The sequence below is a fragment of the Paenibacillus athensensis genome, assembly GCF_004514475.2.
GTDB classification, from domain to species: Bacteria; Bacillota; Bacilli; order Paenibacillales; family NBRC-103111; genus Paenibacillus_AL; species Paenibacillus_AL athensensis.
In genome coordinates, this window is the sequence record NZ_MYFO02000008.1 from 130943 (window position 1) to 150813 (window position 19871).

At 57.5% G+C, this 19871-nt stretch carries 15 protein-coding genes; 11 read left to right on the plus strand and 4 right to left on the minus strand.

The annotated features are described in order from the left end of the window. The first annotated feature begins 3 nt into the window (after window positions 1-3). From B5M42_RS15880 to gyrA, 10 genes are all read left to right on the plus strand, one after another. The gene (locus B5M42_RS15880) at window positions 4-2718 is read left to right on the plus strand and encodes an S-layer homology domain-containing protein (protein WP_134750295.1); all 2715 of its coding nucleotides are present in this window, start codon (window positions 4-6) and stop codon (window positions 2716-2718) included. Window positions 2719-2914: 196 nt separating this feature from the next. Further along, the gene (nth, locus tag B5M42_RS15885; protein WP_134750297.1) at window positions 2915-3589 is read left to right on the plus strand and encodes an endonuclease III; all 675 of its coding nucleotides are present in this window, start codon (window positions 2915-2917) and stop codon (window positions 3587-3589) included. A 19-nt stretch (window positions 3590-3608) separates the two neighbouring features. Continuing rightward, the gene (locus B5M42_RS15890) at window positions 3609-3884 is read left to right on the plus strand and encodes an NAD/NADP transhydrogenase alpha subunit (RefSeq protein WP_134750299.1); all 276 of its coding nucleotides are present in this window, start codon (window positions 3609-3611) and stop codon (window positions 3882-3884) included. Window positions 3885-3981: 97 nt separating this feature from the next. Next, complete coding sequence (locus B5M42_RS15895; RefSeq protein WP_134750301.1) at window positions 3982-7725, plus strand: dynamin family protein; 3744 nt, start codon at window positions 3982-3984, stop codon at window positions 7723-7725. 18 nt (window positions 7726-7743) lie between these two features. Further along, window positions 7744-8400 carry an EF-hand domain-containing protein gene (locus B5M42_RS15900; protein WP_134750303.1) on the plus strand — a complete coding sequence of 219 codons (657 nt, stop codon included), beginning with the start codon at window positions 7744-7746 and terminating at the stop codon, window positions 8398-8400. Window positions 8401-8637: 237 nt separating this feature from the next. Continuing rightward, window positions 8638-9456: a GDSL-type esterase/lipase family protein gene (locus tag B5M42_RS15905; protein WP_230632944.1), complete on the plus strand. Its 819-nt coding sequence runs from the start codon at window positions 8638-8640 to the stop codon at window positions 9454-9456. 13 nt (window positions 9457-9469) lie between these two features. After that, window positions 9470-10438, plus strand: a complete 969-nt coding sequence (locus B5M42_RS15910; protein ID WP_134750307.1) for an ABC transporter ATP-binding protein — start codon at window positions 9470-9472, stop codon at window positions 10436-10438. Beyond that, on the plus strand, window positions 10431-11423 hold the full coding sequence (locus B5M42_RS15915; protein ID WP_134750309.1) for an ABC transporter permease: 993 nt from the start codon (window positions 10431-10433) through the stop codon (window positions 11421-11423). The genes B5M42_RS15910 and B5M42_RS15915 overlap by 8 nt, the downstream gene beginning before the upstream one ends. 68 nt (window positions 11424-11491) lie before the next feature. After that, entirely contained in the window at window positions 11492-13465 is a 1974-nt protein-coding gene (parE, locus tag B5M42_RS15920; protein ID WP_134750311.1) for a DNA topoisomerase IV subunit B, read from the plus strand. 95 nt (window positions 13466-13560) lie between these two features. Next, window positions 13561-15996: a DNA gyrase subunit A gene (gene gyrA, locus B5M42_RS15925; protein ID WP_134750313.1), complete on the plus strand. Its 2436-nt coding sequence runs from the start codon at window positions 13561-13563 to the stop codon at window positions 15994-15996. Here gyrA and B5M42_RS15930 read toward each other — a convergent pair. Further along, complete coding sequence (locus tag B5M42_RS15930) at window positions 15993-16160, minus strand: hypothetical protein (protein WP_167689650.1); 168 nt, start codon at window positions 16158-16160, stop codon at window positions 15993-15995. The two genes, gyrA and B5M42_RS15930, sit on opposite strands and share 4 nt — an antisense overlap. A 364-nt stretch (window positions 16161-16524) precedes the next feature. Between B5M42_RS15930 and B5M42_RS15935 the strand changes: the two genes are divergently transcribed. Beyond that, a complete protein-coding gene (locus B5M42_RS15935) occupies window positions 16525-16929 on the plus strand; it encodes a MarR family winged helix-turn-helix transcriptional regulator (RefSeq protein WP_134750315.1) in 405 nt (134 codons plus the stop codon). On the opposite strand, the gene B5M42_RS15940 is transcribed toward B5M42_RS15935, so the two are convergent. The 3 genes from B5M42_RS15940 to B5M42_RS15950 all read right to left on the minus strand — a co-directional run bounded on the left by B5M42_RS15940 (window position 16906) and on the right by B5M42_RS15950 (window position 19858). Continuing rightward, window positions 16906-17631: an RluA family pseudouridine synthase gene (locus B5M42_RS15940; protein ID WP_134750317.1), complete on the minus strand. Its 726-nt coding sequence runs from the start codon at window positions 17629-17631 to the stop codon at window positions 16906-16908. The genes B5M42_RS15935 and B5M42_RS15940 overlap by 24 nt on opposite strands. Before the next feature lie 3 nt (window positions 17632-17634). After that, window positions 17635-18501, minus strand: a complete 867-nt coding sequence (locus B5M42_RS15945) for a class I SAM-dependent methyltransferase (protein ID WP_134750319.1) — start codon at window positions 18499-18501, stop codon at window positions 17635-17637. A gap of 238 nt (window positions 18502-18739) precedes the next feature. Beyond that, the gene (locus tag B5M42_RS15950) at window positions 18740-19858 is read right to left on the minus strand and encodes a peptidylprolyl isomerase (protein WP_134750321.1); all 1119 of its coding nucleotides are present in this window, start codon (window positions 19856-19858) and stop codon (window positions 18740-18742) included. Window positions 19859-19871 lie beyond the last annotated feature (13 nt).

The window sequence follows — 19871 nt, forward strand, 5'->3', positions numbered from 1 at the left end:
ACGATGAAGAAGCTAACGATAGCAAACGTGTTGTTGAGTTCGCTGTTGGCGGCAAGCCTGGCGGGAGCGCCTGTGCTGGCCGCGGAGACAGCAGGACAGCCGAAGCTGACGTTTCCCGATATTCAATCTAATTACTGGGGATTGAAGCATATTTCCAAGCTGGCGCTCGAAGGCATTATTCAGGGCTACGAGGACGGCAGCTACCGTGCGGAGAATTCGGTTTCTCAGCAGGAAGTGCTCGTCATGGCCATCCGCATGATGGGGCTTGAAGACGCCGCCCAGTCGATGACGGCGACGACCGTGTTTCCCGATTTTCTGATGGTTGACGATTATGCGCGCAATTACGTGGCGCTTGCCCGTGAGAAAGGGCTGATCAGCTACGAGGAAGAAAAGGCGCGTGCGCAGAACGATACGTCCAAGACGAAATGGGGACAACGCAAGGCGACTCGCGAGTGGGTGGCGGAAATCGTCATCCGCGCGATTGGCCAGCAATCGCTCGCTAACACGCTGGGCTCGCAGCCGACCTCCTTTACAGATAACAACACGATCAGCTATTCGGCGCTGGGCTATGTCAATGCCGCTGTTTCGCTGAATGTCGTCAACGGCTTCGAGGACGGCACCTTCCAGCCGATGGGCTTTGTGACGCGCGCACAAATGGCTGCCTTCCTCAGCCGTTCGCAGAACAATCTGGCGGCGCTGCCACAGCACGCGGTAAGAGGCTATTTGACCGGCATGACGTCAAGCAGCATTTCGATCATGGACAAAGACGGCAATGCGAGCACGTATTCGCTGTCGCCGAAAGCGGTATTTTACGGCAATAAAAACGACAACCCGATCACGCCTGCAGCCATTCAGGAAACGTATGAGGTGCAGATCGTGCAGGTCGACAATACGGCTTATTACGTCGAGGTGCTCGACGATACGCTGCAGATGGATGTCTATGAAGGCAGTGTAGTGAAGGTCAATTTGAGCGACATGACTGTGACCTTGTACCGCAACGACGATTACGAAAAGCATGTCATTACGCCGGACGTGACGATTACTGACAAGGACGGCCGCGGCTTGAGCCTGTCTTCGATCGTACCGAACAGCATTGTGGAGCTGCGGCGGAGCAAGCTGGCGCAAAGCGAAGCGATTACTTCCATTGTCGTCAAGCAGATGCCGGTCAACAAATCGTCCGAAGGGATCATTCAATCGATTAACAAGGATACGAATCAAATGACGTTGCTTGAAACGGCGACCAGCCAGTCGGAGACGTTCCCGATTTCCGGCCAAATCGTGACGACGCTCGCCGACAATAGTCTCGTGGAGTTCAGCTCCCTGCATGTTGGCGATACAGTTGCCTACGATATCGTGAACAGCGAGGTCAATAAGATCGTCGTCAAGAAGCAGGCCGATGTCGGCTTGACGGTAAACGGCACGCTGACGGGCGTCAGCGCCGACAAATCGTATATGACGATTTCCAAAGCGGGCGGCACCGCGCTGGCTTCTTATTTCCTGAACGACAACGCGCAGGTTGCCATCGAAGGCTTGGCCAATGCCAGCATCTACGACCTGGAGAACGGCGACGAGGTAACACTGGAAATTTTGAATAACAAAGTGAACAAAATTACGGTGACGAGCCGTTCGATTGTGAACTCCTACCTGTCCAAAATTATCAGCTACGACCCGGTAACGAAATATTTGACCGTTCAGGATACGTATGGCAAGCCGCAGGCTTACGAGCTGTCCGATACGGGCACGACGATCATGTATATGGGCAGCAAGGTGCCATTTAACAATTTTGCCAGCTTGTTTACGGTGGGCAAACGCGTCGATATGAAGGTGACGAAGGACAAGGTGCTGTCGATTGAGCTGTCCAGCGAGCTGCAGGGCGTAATTACGCAGCTGAACTTGCAAACCTCCGATTTGACAGTCAAGACGGACAGCGGACAAAGCTTGACGTTCAAGCTGTCGTTTACGCCGGTGGTTGAAGTGGCCAACAAGCCGAAAAGCACGATCACCGATTTGAAGATCGGCGACAAGGTGACCGCTTTGCTGAATTACGATCAGTCAAGCATTATCAAAATCGTAACCAGCAGCACAGTCGTTTACAAAACGCTGCTCGTGTCGCCGAATACGAAGTCGATTACGGTCAGCGACAGCGCAAACGTCAATTATTCGTTCAGCCTCGACGGCGTAACGCTGCTTAATGACAGCTTGGCTACAGCCGGCATCAGCGATATTTTGCCGGACGATTATATCAAGCTCAGCTTTAAGGGCTATACGATTCTGAATGCGCAAATCGTGACGCCGCTGCGCGGCAAAGTGACGGCGATCGATACGGCGTCGTCGAGTCTGACGGTGCAGGGCTTTAATGGAAGCGTTCAGGTGGTAGGTCTTGGCGCGAGCTATTCGATCAAGCAAAATGGCGGCGCGGCTTTAACGCTGGCTTCGATCAAAGTCGGCGACCGGGTGCAGGTGATGAAGGATGAGAACGGCCGTCTGGCCGTGCAGGTGGCTTCTGCCAGCCAGCGCGTTGTCGCTTCCTATAACAATTCCCTGAACCAGCTGATCCTGCAGCCGGGGGTATCCGGCGACAGAGTGAGCTACAACTTGTTCCCGCGAGCTTATTACCATCAAGGGACACAGCCGTTGACGATCGCTTCGTTTGCGGCCAATGATTCGGTCATGATTTACGTGCTTGACGACAAGATCGTTGAAATCGAGAAAAAATAGCGTTCCGAAGCATTTTCTAATTTTACCGCCTGTTGGAAAAGGTGTTAAATTCCGTCAGGCGGATTTTTTTGCTTATTTTTCGAAAAAAAATAATTATTTTTTAAAAATTGTTCGCATTTTGACGTTTTCAAGCATTGATTATGGCGCTACAATTCGCTAAACTTGAAACTATTACGTCACCCAAGGAAGAAAAGCGATGAACCAAAAGCAGGTAAGGCATATTCTCGATACAATCGGCGGGATGTTTCCCGATGCGCACTGCGAGCTGACTCACAGCAACCCGTTCGAGCTGACGATCGCCGTGCTTCTGTCGGCCCAGTGCACGGACGAAACCGTCAACAAGGTGACGAAAGACCTGTTTCAGAAATACAGGCGTCCAGAGGATTATCTGGCCGTGCCGCTCGAAGAACTGGAGCAGGATATTCGCCGTATCGGCTTGTTTCGCAACAAGGCCAAAAACATTCAGAAGCTGTGCCAGCTTCTGCTGGACAAGCATAACGGTCAAATCCCCGAAACGCACGAGCAGCTTGTTGAACTTCCCGGGGTGGGACGTAAAACCGCAAATGTCGTTATCTCCAACGCGTTTGGCGTACCGGCCATTGCCGTCGATACCCACGTAGAACGCGTGTCCAAACGTTTGGGAATGGCCGGCCGGGAAGATACCGTGCTGGAGGTCGAATCCAAGCTGATGAAACAAGTGCCGCGGGACGAATGGACGCTGACGCATCATCGTCTCATTTTCTTCGGCCGTTACCACTGCAAGGCGCAAAACCCCAAGTGCGACCTGTGTCCGCTGCTGGATGTGTGCCGCGAAGGTAAAAAACGTATGAAACCTGCCGAAAACAGGAAAGCTAGTATCCAAAAGAAATGAGCCAAAGGATGGGATGGAAATGAAATGCATCGCTGTATACACCAACAATTTTGAACTGTTCTCGGACATTTACGAGCAGGTCATCAGCACGCCGTTGAAGGAAAACGAAGAAAAAGTGATCGAAGGCGTAACCGTGAGCGAATCCGGCGAAGTGCCGCAAAACTATATCGACAAGATGAAAACGAAACCCGAAGTCGTCGTGATGAAAGTAAAGGATGCCGACATTACGATTTTGCAGCACCGCGACGTGTTCGAAATCTTTTTGCCGGAAACTGAAAAAGTAGCCATGTCCTAATCTCCCGCGCGGAGATTTTTTTTTTGGGCTAAATTGACGAACCGCGGCCGGGGACGTACACTTAGGTACGATAGACCACCGGAGGAGAAATGGACTTATGAGACATGCAGTTGCAGAGGGCGTCGAAGCGATGCCCGTTGCTTTGAAACAGATGAAGCAGGCGGTGCAAGCCGCAGGGGATACGATGAATGCCGCGAAGCTGGAGCAGTTGGCGGAAAAATGGGCGGCAGGCCGCGTCAATCTGGCCTTTTGCGGCCATTTCAGCGCGGGGAAATCCACGCTGATCAACAAACTGTGCGGCCATCCGCTGCTGCCGTCAAGCCCGATTCCGACGAGCGCCAACATTGTGACGATCCGCGATGGAGAGCCGGGTGCCAAGGTGACGCACAAGCCGGAGCCGGGAACGCCGGAAGGCGCAGCCGGACAGCGGCGCAATGTGCCGCTCGACGAGTTGGAGGCTTATTGCATCAACGGCAACGATATTGAAGCGGTCGAAATTACGTATCCGATCCCTTGGCTGGGCAGCCAAGCCGCGTTGCTCGACACGCCGGGCATCGATTCGACGGACGGAGCGCACCAGCAGTCGACGGAATCGGCTTTGCATTTGGCCGACGTCGTGTTTTATGTGATGGATTACAACCATGTGCAGTCGGAGAATAACCTGGCTTTCACCAAGAAAATGAAGGAATGGGGCAAGCCGCTGTATTTGGTCGTCAATATGATCGATAAGCACAAGGAGCGCGAGCTGCCGTTCGCGGCATATCGCGAAGGGACTCAGGAAGCGTTCCGGAGCTGGGGGATCGAGCCGGACGGTCTTTTGTTCGTGACGATGAAGGAGCCGGCGCATCCGCACAACGAATGGGGCAAGCTGCGCGCGCTGCTGACGGCACTGATCGGCCGCGGCGAAGCGCTGCGCGCTGCCAGCATCGACGCGTCGGCGCGCCATTTGGCCGCCGAGCACGGCAAGTGGCTGGCCGGCCGCAACGAGCCGCGGCGGGCCGAGCTGCTTGCTGCCGTCGAAGCAGACGGCGAGCTGGAAGCGGCGCAAGCGGCGTATGGCGTCAAGCTGGCCGAACGCGCCGCGCTCGGTGCGCGGGGCGACGAGCTGCAAGCAACGCTACGCAAGGAGCTGGGCGTGATCATCGAGAACGCCAATATTACGCCGGCCTTGACGCGCGACCGGGCTCACGCCTATTTGGAGAGCCGCAAGCCGGGCTTCAAGGTCGGGTTCTTCGCGCGGGCGGCGCAAAACGCAGCGGAGACGGAGAAACGGCTGTCCGCGTTTCAGGCAGATTTGGCTGAGCAGACGGAAGCGCAGCTCGACTGGCATTTGCGCGATGCGCTCAAGAAGGCGGCATCGGCGGAAGGGCTGTACAGCGGCGAGCTGGCCGCCGGGATCGACGCGCTGGGCGTGCCGGTGACGGCGGAATGGCTAGCCGGACAGGTGCACCCGGGCGCTGTATTCGGCGGCGAATACACGCTGAACTATACGAAGGCGGTCGCCAGCGAGCTGAAGCTGCAGTATCGCAAGCTGGCGTTTGCTGCCGCCGACCGGCTCGCCGCGGCGGTGCGCGAGCGTAGCGCGCAAGCGGACGCCGCGCTGGCCGCGGAGCTGGCGGCGCTGGAGCAGCAGCTCGGCGTATGGCGCGAGCTGCAGCAGTTGGCGGCGAGCGAAGCCGCCGCCGAAGATGAGCTGCTGCGCTTGGCAAGCTGGCCGGTGCCCGCGGCGCCGGCGCTGCCGAACTTGCAGCAGCTGGCTGTCACGGAGGAGGATGCCGCCGCGCTTGGCGAGGCGCTGCATGTGACCTCCGTGGGGGCAGTGCTGCAGGCCGCTGCGATCGGCCCTGCAGCGGGTGCAGCGGCCTCGGCCGCCGCAGGCCCCGACGCGGACGCCCAGGCTGCGGACGCGGATGCCGCTGACGCCGGGGCGACCGGCGCGGTGGCGGCGCGTGCGCGGGCCGAGCGCGTGGAGCGCAAGGCGGCGGCTTTGGAGGCGGCCGCAGCGCTCATCGAGGACATTGCCTCGATGCGGTCGCTTGCGCGGTCGATGCGCGACAAGGCGGCGCGCCTGCGCGGCCGGACGTTCACAGTCGCTTTGTTCGGCGCGTTCAGCGCGGGCAAGTCGTCGTTTGCGAACGCCCTGATTGGCCAGCGCATCCTGCCGGTGTCGCCGAATCCGACGACAGCGGCCATCAACAAGATCGTGCCGCCGCAAGAGGGCTGGCCGCACGGCAGCGCCAGGGTGAAGATGAAGTCGGCGCGGGCCATCGAGATGGACGTGCTCGACTCGCTGAACATGCTGGGCGTACCGGCAACGGGCATGGACGACGCGCTTGGCCGCATCGCCGGCTTGACGCCCGGGCAAGTGACGCCCAAGGGCAAGCCGCATTATTCGTTCCTCAAGGCGGTCGAGCGCGGCTGGGCCGAAGCGTCGCCGAACCTGGGCCGCGAGCTGGCAGTGACGGAGGAGCAGTTCCCGGCTTATGTCGCCGATGAAGCCAAGTCGTGCTTTGTGGACTTTATCGAACGGTTTGACCGCAACGCGCTGACGGCGCAAGGTATCGTATTCGTCGACACGCCAGGCGCGGATTCTATCAATGCGCGGCATACCGGAGTGGCGTTTAACTATATCAAAAATGCCGATGCCATTTTATTTGTTACTTATTACAATCATGCCTTTTCGCAGGCCGATCGCGAGTTTTTGCTGCAGCTGGGTCGGGTGAAGGACAGCTTCGAGCTGGATAAAATGTTTTTTATCGTCAATGCCGCCGATCTTGCAGCAAGCGCAGAGGAGCTGCAAGGAGTCGTCAAGCACGTCGAGACGAATTTGCTGCATAACGGCATTCGTCATCCGCGCATTTATCCGCTGTCGAGCTATTGGGCGGCGGAAGGCAAAATCACCGGCAGCGAGCAGTTGGTCCGCGAGTCGGGCATCCGCAGCTTCGAAGACGATTTCGTGCGCTTTACGCTGGAGGAGCTGGGCGAGGTGGCGATGCATGCCGCGGATTTGGAGCTGACGCGGGCGGCACAGACGCTGCGCCAGCGGATCGAAGGCGCGCAGACGGGCGAGTCCGAGCGGCTGGCCCGCATCGAACAGCTGCGAACGGCCGAAAGGCTCGGCTTGCAGCTGCTGGAGGAATCCGGCGCTGGTGAAGAGCACAAGGAGCTGCGCAAGGAAATTCAGGAGCTGCTGTACTATGTCAAGCAGCGTTCGATGTACCGTTTCGGCGAGCTGTTCAATTACGCCTTCCATCCGTCGGCCTTCCGCGAGGAATCGACCGAAGTGAAGCGCGCGCTGGGCTTTGGCTGGAACGAGCTGCAGCGGATGATTGCGTTCGATCTGTCGCAAGAGGTGCTGGCGACGACGCTGCGCGTAGAGAACAAGCTGAATGCACTGGGCGCGGGCTGCGTGCGACGCTGGGAAGACGCGCTCGCTGCGCTCGTCGAAGGCTTTGCGGGCGAGGCGTTCGAGCCGGGCGCTTACGAGACGCCGGCTGCCGACGAGAAGCTGCTGGTGCCGGGCGTGACAGACAAGCTGCTGCTCGGTTATTTCAAGAATGCGCGGCAATTTTTCGAAGGCGACGGTAAAACCAGGCTGCGCGCCGATCTGGAAAACCGTCTGGTCACTCCGACAGCCGAGCTGATGGAGCGATATGCCGCGAAGCTGGAGCTTGCCTATTCCGACCAGTTGGAAGCTTGGCTGGAGCAGCTGAAGCAGCGCGTCGCCGAGCAGTTCCGCGATCATATCGGGGGTATGCTGGAGGCGCTGGAGATGAAAGTTGACGTCGCTTCGCTGCTTGCCAAGCAGGAACGGCTTGCCGCGTTGCGTAGCGAAGCGTAAACGGGGGACAGCGCAGCTTTGCAGTTTAGGCAGCGGAGCGGGAACGGCGATGCAACGCCGAGAACGATTTTGGAAGATGAGGTGTTATCTGTTGTCTATGCCAATTTCGGGTTTATCTTATTCGTCTTACTTACCGCAAAGGCATCGCGCAAGGAAGTCGGCAAGCTTGTGCCGGATGGCAGCGAACCGGATTCATTTAACCGGATGCTCGACCGTATGCGGCCATCTCCCGGTCAAGCCGGCTCGGCGTCCTCCGAATCGGCGCTGAACGCGCTTGTGCGGCTCGGAGCTTCGTCGAAAGCACACGGTGTCGAGCTTGCGCAGGAATGGCGCAGCGTGATTTTTCAATTATCGGATTCCGACGGGAACGGGAGCGTTTCTCGGGCTGAGCTGCAGCAATCGGTTGTAGCCGGGGGCGGTACGGCGGAGGATGCGGACGGTTTGTACGCCTTGTTGAACCGCTATGCGTCTTCTGATGCCCAGGACGGAGAGCTGACGGTCGACAGCTTTCGTCAGAACCTGGCGGCTTCGTCGATGGATGGCGGCTTTACGGCTGTTTTGGCGAATTGGCTCGATGCGAACGGCGACGGCGAGGTTAGCATGGACGAATTGGACGCGCTGCTGGATACGTTGCGCAAGGCCGGGAAGGCTTCGCGCGATACGGATGTGGGATAGCGTTTTGAAGAAGGCTCAAGAGACGGGGCCTTCTTTTTTTCTGCCAAGATGAGGAAGCCGAGACAGGGCCGCCCGGTCGCTGCTGATTTATCCACAGAGGTTCACATTTGTTATTTGTGGACAACGATACCAGATAGGAACGTTTGTACCCTTTTTTTGCCCCGAAGTTTGCAAATTGTTCTGAGAACCTTTACTCTAAAGGGAATTAAGCATTTTCGTCACAAGGGGGAAGCGGACGTGAAATCATCGGGATGGATCGGCGGCTTGGCGGGTGCGGTCGGCGCGCTCACGGCGTTGCTGCTGCTCGTTGGCTTTGGCTTTGCCGCCCGGCAAATCTGGTATCCGCAGGCGGGCTCCGGGCAGCTTGCCATCAGCACGCCTGCAGCGGCAACACCGAATCCGCAAGCGGACAAGTCGCAGCTGCGCATTGTGGCGCTGGGCGATTCGTTGACGGCGGGCGTGGGCGACAGCACCGGCAAGGGCTATGTGGGCCGCTTTCGCGAGAAGCTGGAGGCGCAAACGGGCAAGCCCGTCTATGTATTGAACAATCTGGCCATATCGGGACGCCGCACGCCGCAGCTGCTCGACGATCTGGCGCAGAAAAAGACGCTTGATGCGATTGCCGAAGCGGACATCGTCGTGCTGACGATCGGCGGCAACGACATTTTTGAAGGCGGCGCGGACGTGTTTACGGGCGAAGGCGACGAGCAGGAATTCAATCCGCAGGCGGCCGAGCCGCGAATCGCTCCGGCGCTGGCGCGGCTTGCGCAAATTCTCGACATCATCCACAAAGCCAATCCGCAGGCCAAGCTGATGTATGTCGGGTTGTATCATCCGTTTCTCGACATCGATGCCGAGCGCTCGGGTTCGCTGATTGTGGAGCGGTGGAACGACGGCGCTTTTGCGCTGCTGAACCGCTATCCGGGCGCGGTGCTTGTGCCGACCTACGATTTGTTCGAGAGCAATTTGCTGAAATATTTGTACAGCGATCATTTTCACCCGAACGGCGACGGCTATGAGCGCATTGCCGAGCGGATGACGCAAATTTTGCGTTAGGAGGAGAGGCAAGGTGACAAGCCCGCAGCAAACGGTCCCCCAGACGGTGCTTTCCGTCAAGAACGTCAAGAAGCGCATCAAGCAAAAAGAAATTATCAAGGGCATTTCCTTTGAGGTGTATGCCGGGGAAATTTTCGGTTTTCTCGGACCCAACGGCTCCGGCAAAACGACCACGATCCGCATGCTCGTCGATTTGATCCGTCCGACGGCCGGTTCGATCGAAATTTGCGGCTTCGATGTACGCAAGCAGCATGACGAAGCGCTGCGCTGCGTCGGCTGCATTGTGGAAAATCCCGAGCTGTATCCCTACTTGACCGGCTGGGAGAATCTCGCCCATTTCGCGCGTATGCTGCCGGATGTCGACGAAGCTCGCATTGCCGAGGTCGTCGATATCGTGGCGATGGATAACCGGATTCACGATAAGGTGCGCACTTATTCGCTAGGGATGCGCCAGCGACTTGGCATTGCCCAGGCGCTGCTCGGACGGCCGAAGCTGCTTATTCTCGACGAGCCGACAAACGGTCTTGATCCGCAAGGCATCAAGGAAATGCGTGAATTTATCCGCCGGCTGGCCAAGAGTGGCTTGAGTCTGTTCGTCTCCAGCCACTTGCTCAGTGAAATCCAGATGATGTGCGACCGCGTGGCGATTATCAGTCACGGCGAGGTGATTCGCGTCGGCAAGGTGGACGAGCTGGTCGCTTATGGCGGAAGCGTCGTCTGGAGCGTCGGCGTTCACGAGGAAGCCGCACGGCTGCTCGCTGATTCGCCGCTTGTAGAGGCCGTGGACGAGGTCGCAGAGGAAGCGGCGGTAGCCGGTCAGACCGCGCTGCTGCGGATCGTCACGCGGATGGATCGGGCCGGTATTCCGGCGCTCAGCCGCGAGCTGCTGGACCGCGGGATTGATCTGTACGGCGTAGAAGTGAAAAATCCGACGCTGGAGGACCTGTTCCTCAGCCTGACGGAAGGTGAGACCATTGGCTAACCTGCTGGCCCTCGTGCAAAACGAATGTTTGAAAATGATCAAGAAAAAGCGTTTTTACGTGATTTTGCTTATCTTGCTTGCTCTGATTCCGATGTTTACCTATGCGCAAATGCGGGTGGCGCAGAACGCGCAAAAACAGTTTGGCACGACCGACTGGCGCGTGCAGCAGCGGCAAAATATCAACGACTGGGAGCGCCGGCTCGGCAGCGCGCGCACGCCCGAGGAGTGGAAGCAGCGGCTGCAAGCGCAAATCCAGATCGCCAATTATTATCTCGACCATAACGTCGATCCCAGCTCGCCGAACGCCGTGACATTTACGCGTGAATTCATGCGCAACGCAGTCGGTTTGTTCATCCCGCTGATCATTATGGTTATTTCCGCCGACATCGTATCGTCGGAGCATTCGACAGGGACGATTAAATTATTGTTGACAAGACCCGTCCGGCGATGGAAAATCCTAATGAGCAAACTATTGACGGTTGTGTTCTTCACTTCGCTGACCGTGCTCGCGACGGCGGCGCTCTGTTACGTCATTTCCGGGCTGGTGTTCGGCTTTGGCGGCTGGACCGCGCCGACGTTCGTCGGCATGCAGATCAGCGGCTCGGACGTCGATTTCGGCCATGTGCGCGCGATCGATCAGAGCTATTTTGTCTGGATGGAGCTCGGTCTGGTCTGGTTTTCGTCGCTCGTCGTGGCGCTGATGTCCTTGATGACGTCGGTGCTGATCCGTTCGACAGCTGCCGGAATGGGCGTGATGCTGGCCGTGCTGATTTCCGGCACGATTCTCGTCAACATGGTATCGTCGTGGGAATCGGCGAAATATTTGTTTATGGTCAATCTCGATCTGACCAAATATTTAACCGGCTCGCTGCCGCCGATCCCCGGCATGGATCTGAGCTTTTCGCTAACGGTGCTCGGCATTTGGGCCGCAGCTTCGCTGATTGTTTCGTTCGCGGTTTTTACCCGTCGCGACGTTCTGAATTAATTTTCGGCAAACGTGTTAATTTATTACTTAAACATACAGACGTTTTTGAGACAAGAAGGAGGGCTTCGATGACCGAGCAGCTGGAATTATTTACGAACCAAGGCGCCCAGCCGTCGGATTACGGCGCAGATGATATTCAAGTGCTGGAGGGACTGGTGGCTGTACGCAAAAGGCCGGGCATGTATATCGGCAGCACCAGCGCTTCCGGGCTGCATCATCTGATCTGGGAGATCGTGGATAACGCGGTTGACGAGCATCTGGCCAAGTTTTGCTCCAAGATCAACGTAACGATTCACAAGGACAATTCGATTACCGTGACGGATAACGGCCGCGGCATCCCGACCGGCATGCACAAAACAGGCATCCCGACGCCGCAGGTCGTCTTTACGATGCTCCACGCAGGGGGCAAGTTCGGCGGCGGCGGATACAAAAAATCCGGCGGTTTGCACGGCGTTGGCGCTTCGGTGACGAACGCCTTGTCCGAATGGCTGGAGGTGGAGATTTACCGCGAGGGCAAAATCCACAAGCAGCGCTTTGAATATTGGGTGGACGACAAGGGCGTCGAGCACGTCGGCGAGCCGGTGAAAGGGCTGGAGGTTACAGGCAACACCAACCGTACCGGGACTAAAGTTACGTTCAAGCCCGACAAGCGCGTATTCCAGGGCGGCACGACGATCAACTATGATACGTTGTCCGAGCGGCTGCAGGAGATTGCTTTTCTCAATTCGGGCTTGCAGGTCAACCTCAAGGACGAGCGTCAGGACAAGGCGGAGTCGTTTCAATACGAGGGCGGCGCGAGTCAGTTCGTGGAATTTTTGAATGAGGATAAGACGGTGCTGCATCCGGTTGTGCATTTTGCCGCGGAGAAGGACGATATCGAGGTAGAGGTGGCGTTGCAGTATAATGACGGCTACACCGAAACGCTCGCTTCGTTCGTCAACTCGATTCCGACGCGCGGCGGCGGCACGCACGAGACAGGCTTCAAAACCGCATATACGCGGGTGATGAATGAATATGCCCGCAAATCGGGCATTCTCAAGGAGAAAGAGAAAAATCTGGACGGCACCGACCTGCGGGAAGGCATGATGGCCGTCATCAACATCAAGATGAGCGACGTGGAGTTCGTCGGGCAGACGAAGGACCAGCTGGGCAGCGCCATCGCTCGCAGCGCAGTCGACGCCGTGGTCGCCGACAAAATGGCCGTATTCCTGGAGGAAAATCCGCAAATCGCCCAGATGATGCTGAAAAAGGCCGTTCAAGCGGCCAAAGCCCGCGAAGCGGCGCGCAAGGCGCGCGAGGAAATCCGCACGGGCAAGAAGGGAAAGAGCGAAAGCTCGAACCTGAACGGCAAGCTGACGCCGGCACAATCGAAGGATTTGCAGCGCAACGAGCTGTTCATTGTGGAAGGCGATTCGGCCGGCGGCTCGGCCAAGCAGGGACGCGATTCCAAGCATCAGGCGATTTTGCCGCTCAAGGGCAAGCCGATGAACCCGGAAAAGTCGAAGCTGCTCGATATTATGAAAAACGACGAGTACAAAGCGATCATCTCGGCGATTGGCGCCGGGATCGGCTCGGAGTTCGACGTGAGCGAATGCAACTACGGCAAAATCATCATCATGACCGATGCCGATACGGACGGCGCACATATTCAAGTGCTGCTGCTGACGTTTTTTTACCGCCATATGAAGCCGTTGATCGATGAAGGCAAGGTGTATATCGCCCAGCCGCCGCTGTATAAGGTCACGAAAAAATCCGGCAAAGCCAGCGCGCAAAGCTATGCCTGGACCGACGAGCAGTTGCAGGCGCTGCTCAAGCAGTACGGCAAATCGAGCGAGTTGCAGCGCTACAAGGGCTTGGGCGAGATGAATCCCGATCAACTGTGGGAAACGACGATGGACCCGGAAACGCGCACGCTGCTGCAGGTGCAGATTGAAGATGCGGCCAAGGCCGAGCGCCGGGTGTCGACGCTGATGGGCGACAAGGTCGATCCGCGCAAGCGCTGGATCATCGAGAATGTCGATTTCGCCGAATTTGAGGAGTAATCCGCCTCTTGGGCCGGGGGCGGCTTCTGCGAGCAGGAGCGCCGTCCGGCAGGCGGACGGATCAACAAGAGACGATGAAGAGTGGTGACGGAAGCTTGAGTATGCAAGAGCAATTTTTACCCGCTTTTTTGGAAGAGGTCGTAGGCGACCGCTTTGGACGTTATTCAAAATATATCATTCAGGACCGGGCGATTCCGGATGTGCGCGACGGCTTGAAGCCGGTGCAGCGGCGGATTTTGTACGCGATGTACGATGCGGGCAATACGCACGACAAGCCGTACCGCAAGTCGGCCAAAACCGTCGGCGACGTGATGGGCAATTACCACCCGCATGGCGACTCCTCGATTTACGAGGGCATGGTGCGCATGGCCCAGCCGTGGAAGATGGGACATCCGCTGGTTGACGGCCACGGCAACTGGGGCTCGCTCGACGACGATCCGGCCGCCGCGATGCGGTATACCGAAGCGCGCTTGTCCGAAATCGCGATGGAGCTGCTGCGCGACATTGAGAAGCGCACGGTGTTGTTCAAGGACAACTTCGACAATACGACGAAGGAGCCGGTGGTGCTGCCGGCGCGTTTTCCGAATCTGCTCGTCAATGGAGTGAGCGGAATTTCGGCCGGCTTTGCGACGGAGATTCCGCCGCATAATTTGCGTGAGGTGATCGACGCTTGCGTCGCTTTGATCGATAACCCGGAGATGACGCTGGAAGAGCTGATGGGCTTTGTCAAAGGCCCGGATTTCCCGACCGGCGGCATTATCATGGGCGAAGAAGGCATTCGCGAGGCGTACCGGACCGGCCGTGGGCGCATTTACCTGCGGGCCAAAACGGCGATCGAGGATTTGCGCGGCGGCAAGCAAATGATTGTCATTACGGAAATTCCGTACCAGGTCGTCAAATCGCGTCTCGTAACGGCGATGGAGAACATCCGGTTGGAGAAAAAGGTCGAGGGCATTGCCGAGGTGCGCGACGAAAGCGGACGCAACGGGCTGCGGATCGTCATCGAACTGAAAAAGGACGCGGATGCCCAGGGGATTTTGGCCTATTTGCTGAAAAAAACCGATCTGCAGATTACATACAATTTCAACATGGTCGCGATTGTCAACAAAACGCCGCGCCAGCTGGGCATCAAGGAGATGCTGACGGCGTACATCGAGCATCAGAAGGAAGTCGTCACCTATCGCTCGCAATATGAGCTGGAGAAGGCCGAGGATCGCGCACACGTGCTGGAGGGACTGGTCAAGGCGCTGAATATTCTCGACGAGGTGGTTGCCACAATCCGGGCGTCGAAAAACCGTCAGGACGCGCAAAACAATCTGGTGGCCAAATTCGCCTTCACCGAGCGTCAAGCCGACGCGATTCTCGTCTTGCAGCTGTATCGCTTGACCAATCTGGAGATTACGTCGCTCGAAAAAGAGCTGAAGGACGTGCAAAAGACGATATCTTATTTGCGCGGCATTCTCGGCAGCGTCAAAAAGCTGCTGGGCGTTATCAAGGATGAGATCGGCGAAATTCGCGGCAAATACGGCATTGACCGCCGTTCGGAGATTCAAGGCGAGGTCGAGGAGCTGAAGGTTAATCTGGAGGTGCTGGTGACGCCTGAGGACGTGCTGGTAACGTTGTCGCACGAGGGGTATGTGAAGCGGACGAGCAAGCTGTCATTCACCCGCTCGGGCGGTGAGCTGGAGAGCACGGGCTTGAAGGAAGGCGATTATTTACGCTTCCTGCTCGATGTGAACACGATTGAAAGTCTGCTGATTTTCACGAAAAAAGGCCAGTACTACCTGCTGCCTGTCCATCAGGTGCCGGAGTACAAGTGGAAGGAGAACGGCACGCCGATCGTCAACGTGCTGCCGATTCCCAAGGAGGACCGCATTGTCAGCGTCATTCCGGTAAAAAGCTTTGACGAGCCGGGCAAATCGCTCGTCTTCGTTACGCGCCGCGGCCAGGTCAAGCGCACCGAGCTCAAGGAATATATGACGAGCCGTTCGATTGGCATTGTCGCCTGCAAGGTTGGCGAAACCGATGAGGTGCTGCACGTGCAGCTAAGCGACAATACGAAGGAAATCTTGCTTGTCACCAAGCTGGGCATGAGCATCCGCTTCCGCGAGGAAGAGGTCAATCCGATGGGACGCGCGGCAGCCGGGGTACGCGGCATTTCGCTGCGCGAGGACGATGAGGTCGTATCGGCCGAATGGGTGTACGGCGACGAAGGCGAAGTGCTGGTCATCTCTGACCTCGGCTATGCCAAGCGCTCGCTGGTGGTCGATTATCCGATCCAGGGACGCGGCGGCAAAGGAATCGCGACGTTCGAATTCAAGGAAGGCAAGCGGGTGCGGCCGAACGGCTCGGCGCTGCTGCGCTCGTTTATCGTCAAGATGGATTATACGATTACGGCGATGATGAGCAGCGGGGAGAGGGTGCGTTTCTCCACGGAGACAGCGCCGCTCGATGACCGAAGGTCGCCGGGCAAGCAGCTGGTGCCGGTTGGCAAGACGGACGCCATCGTCGACGTGCTGCGTTTTCTTTAATCATAACTGAAGGTCGGCGGATCCAGTTTATCCTGCAGCTGCAGCGCCACCTCCAAGATGACCCACAACGGCATCGGATCGTCCAGACGATCAAGCCAGCGTGGGTCTTTCAATAATCCGGCTTCCAGCGCCTTGCGGCCGAGCTCCTGCTTCCAAGCTTCCATCCGAATCACTCCTTTGTCGGGGATGCTGCCTGTAAGCAGTATATGAGCCTGGCTGCGGAAACGTTAATCGTCAGCAGAAAGACGTAAGGGGCCGCGCTGCCGAGAGGTCGGGCAGCCGCTGTACGGGCGGGCGCTGCGCTCCCGGAGCTGTGGGTATGGAAAAGCCGGGTAGTGGTGCCAAAAGTCACATTTGTCCGGCAGCGTTCACCACCGTGCGCCAGCTTGTCCGCGCTTTCGACGGCAAAGGGCTCGAAAAGGCGATTGGTGTCTGAAAATATTAACGGCATTAACCTTTATTAACAGGCCCGGGCGTGCTATACTTCGGGTAATCACAGCAATTTTCGGGGAAAAGGGATGATGGTCGATGTATTCTGAGGAATTCGGCAAGCTTTGGTCGCGATTGTCCAAAGAGCTGAAGTCGCAAATGGACAACCAGTTGTCGCCGACGTTGACGGAGGGCCAGCTTCACGTGCTGGAGCTGCTGGAAGCGAACGACCGGATGAAGCCGTCCGATTTGATCGAATACTTGGCGACGACGCCTGCCGCGGTGACGACGCTGCTGGATCGGATGGAGAAAAATGATCTGATCGCCCGTGAACGCGACGAAAAGGATCGCCGGATCGTCTGGGTAAACGTCACGGACAAAGGAAAAGCGGAATGCGAGCGAGGCGTGCGCATTCGCGAGGAGCTTCTGCACTCGTATCTCAGCCGCGTTTCCGCTCACAATCAGAAGGTGCTGATTTATTTATTGGGGAAGGTCGCGAATTAGCTCCGACCAGAGGAACCACGGGTGCTGCTCCGGCGGAAGCGAGGTGAACGCCAGCGTTTCCTTGAGCGTCGGATGCTCGAAGCTCAGCCGTGTCGACCATAGCGCCAGCTGCTGGCCGACCTTGTTCACGTCGCTGCCGTAGCGCTGGTCGCCGTAAAGCGGGCAGCCGATCGCGGCGAGCTGGACGCGAATCTGATGCGGTCGCCCCGTGTGCAGCTTGATCTGCAATAGACAAAGCCCGTCGGCGCTGCCGAGCGTCCGGTAGTCGAGCACGGCTTCCTTGGCATCGGCAGCGCCGGGCTTGACGACGGACACCGTATTGGTGCGCGTGTCCTTGCGCAGCCAATGGCGCAAGGTGTCCTGCGGCCTGCCCGGCTTGCCGTGGACGACGGCGATATAGGTTTTGTCCAGCTCTCTGGTTCGCACCGCATCCGATAATCGCGATGCGGCTTTTGACGTCTTCGCAAACACCATGACGCCGCCGACCGGCCGGTCCAGCCGGTGCACAAGGCCCAGATATACATTGCCCGGCTTGCCGTGACGGTGCTTGAGATCGGCCTTGAGCACGCTCAGCAAATCGGGATCGCGGGAGTCGTCTTCCTGCGTCGGCATGTTGACCGGCTTGACGACAACCAACAGGTGATTGTCTTCATACAGCACGGGAATGCGCGACGCTTCCGAGACATCGTGCGGGCCGGCCATGACTCAAGCCTCCCAGCGCGCGAGAATTCCGCACGGCAGCGTCAGGCCGGAGTGCGTGATCGGCAGGCCGATTTCGCCGCTTGTGATTTCGCCGCCGTAGGTTTTTTTCATCGCCATCGTCAAAATATTGTGCAGCACGGTCGAAGAGATGCCTGTCGTGTAGGAATTGATCAGCAGAAACAGCGGCTTGTCCGTCAGAATCGACATGCACGATTGAATGAACGGAAACAGGTCGGTTTCCAGCTTCCAGGTTTCGCCGTTCGGGCCGCGGCCGTATGAGGGCGGGTCCATGATGATGGCGTCGTATTTGCTGCCGCGCCGCTGCTCGCGCTGCACGAATTTGAACACGTCATCGGTGATAAAGCGGACTGGCCGACTGCCTAGGCCCGACAGGTGCAGGTTTTCCTTGGCCCAATGCACGACGCCCTTGGAAGCGTCGACGTGGCAGACCTCAGCGCCGGCATAAGCGCAGGCGACCGATGCTCCGCCGGTATAAGCAAACAGGTTAAGCACTTTGATCGGCCGGCCGGCGTTCTGAATGCGTTCGATCATCCACTGCCAGTTGACGGCTTGCTCGGGAAACAGGCCGGTATGCTTGAAGCCGGTTGGCTTGATGTGAAACGAGAGCTTTTTGTCAAACGAAATCGTCCAGCGCTCGGGCAGCTCGGTTTTATATTCCCATTGACCGCCGCCGCTGCTGGCGCGGTGATAGTGCGCATCGGCTTTCTTCCACGCGCCGGTCTCGCCGGCCAGCGGCCAGATGATTTGCGGGTCGGGTCTGCGCAGCACGTAGTCGCCCCAGCGCTCCAGCTTTTCGCCGTCGCCGGTATCCAGCAGTTCGTATTCGGTCCAATCGTTGGTCATAAACATGCGGTTTTATCCATCCTTCGAGTGAAAATGTCTTCAATTGACCATTGTAGCATATTCTGCGCAAATAGTCGTGTAGGGAGAGGGGGCGCGCAGGTTCACTAAAAAAGCCGGACGGCAAACAGGATGTTTTCCGCCCAGCTTCTGAGATGGGGACTTGTTGTACAGTCCGTTGAGGACTTGATATAGAAAGCAGGCTGCAGGACAACCTGCAACCTGCTTCGCTGGAGTGAAATTTTGCTCAAGGCTGGACGTGAATGCTTTCGATCAGGCCCGGCAGCTCTTCGCTGGTGAACTTCTGCGTAACTTCAGCCATCAGCTCGTTTTGCAGCTCCGGCTTAACCTCTTCGAACGTGCGGACGGCGCGCGATTCGACCTTGATGATGTGGTAGCCGTACATCGTTTCCACGGGTTTGCCGACTTCGCCGATTTTTTGCGTAGCCGCTGCTTCGCCGAACGGTTCAACCCATTGGGTAACGGGCGTCGTTTCGTACAATCCGCCGTTATCCTTGGAGCCGGGATCGTCGGAGTATTCGGCGGCAAGCTTGGCGAAGTCGCCCCCCCACATCAGCTTGCTTTCCACATCCTCGGCCCGGGCCAGCGCTTCTTCCTTGGTGCGCAGCGCTTTGCCGCTGCTATCGGTCAAGCCGATCAGAATGTGACGGACCGAAGCGGACGTGTAGTAATTCGGATTGCTTTTCAGATGGGTGTCGTACTGCTCTTTCAGGCGTTCGTCGGTCAGCGTTGCTCCAAGCGCCCGCTGAGCGCTGTAGGAGCTGGCCAGGAAGTCGATGACGTCCTGCTGCGTAATTTTGTTGGCGCTCATCGAGCTGGTGAACTGCTCGCCGTATTGGTTGTTCCAATCGGTCACCTGCTTGACGGCGCGGGCTTTGTCGGCTGCGCGGTCCTGCTCGGATACGCGGGAGTTGAGAATCAAGCCTGATACGAGCTGCTTGACCATTTCCTCCAAATATTGCTGATTCGTCTGCTGCGAGCCGTAGGACGGCTGGAAGAACGTATTGACGGCCAGGAACGTGTCGAATTGCTGCTGCGTAACTTGTCCGCCCTTGAACGTGGCGACAACGGTATGCGGCGCTTTGCCGATCCAGATCGTATTGCTGGCTTCGTCCCATTGGACCTCTTTGCCGAGCGATTCGCTTACAAAGCGCAACGGCACGTAGGTAGAGCCTTCATAGATAAAGCCTTTGCCTTCCTGCGGTGTTTTTTCGACACCGTCAAACATAAATTTCAAATTGCGAAAAGCGACCTCGATTTGTGTCCCGGCTGCGAAGACAGCGCTTCCACTCAGCAGCGAGCCAATCGTCAGGCCGACGATCAAGCCCTTAACTTTGTCCTTCATCACTAGAAATCAT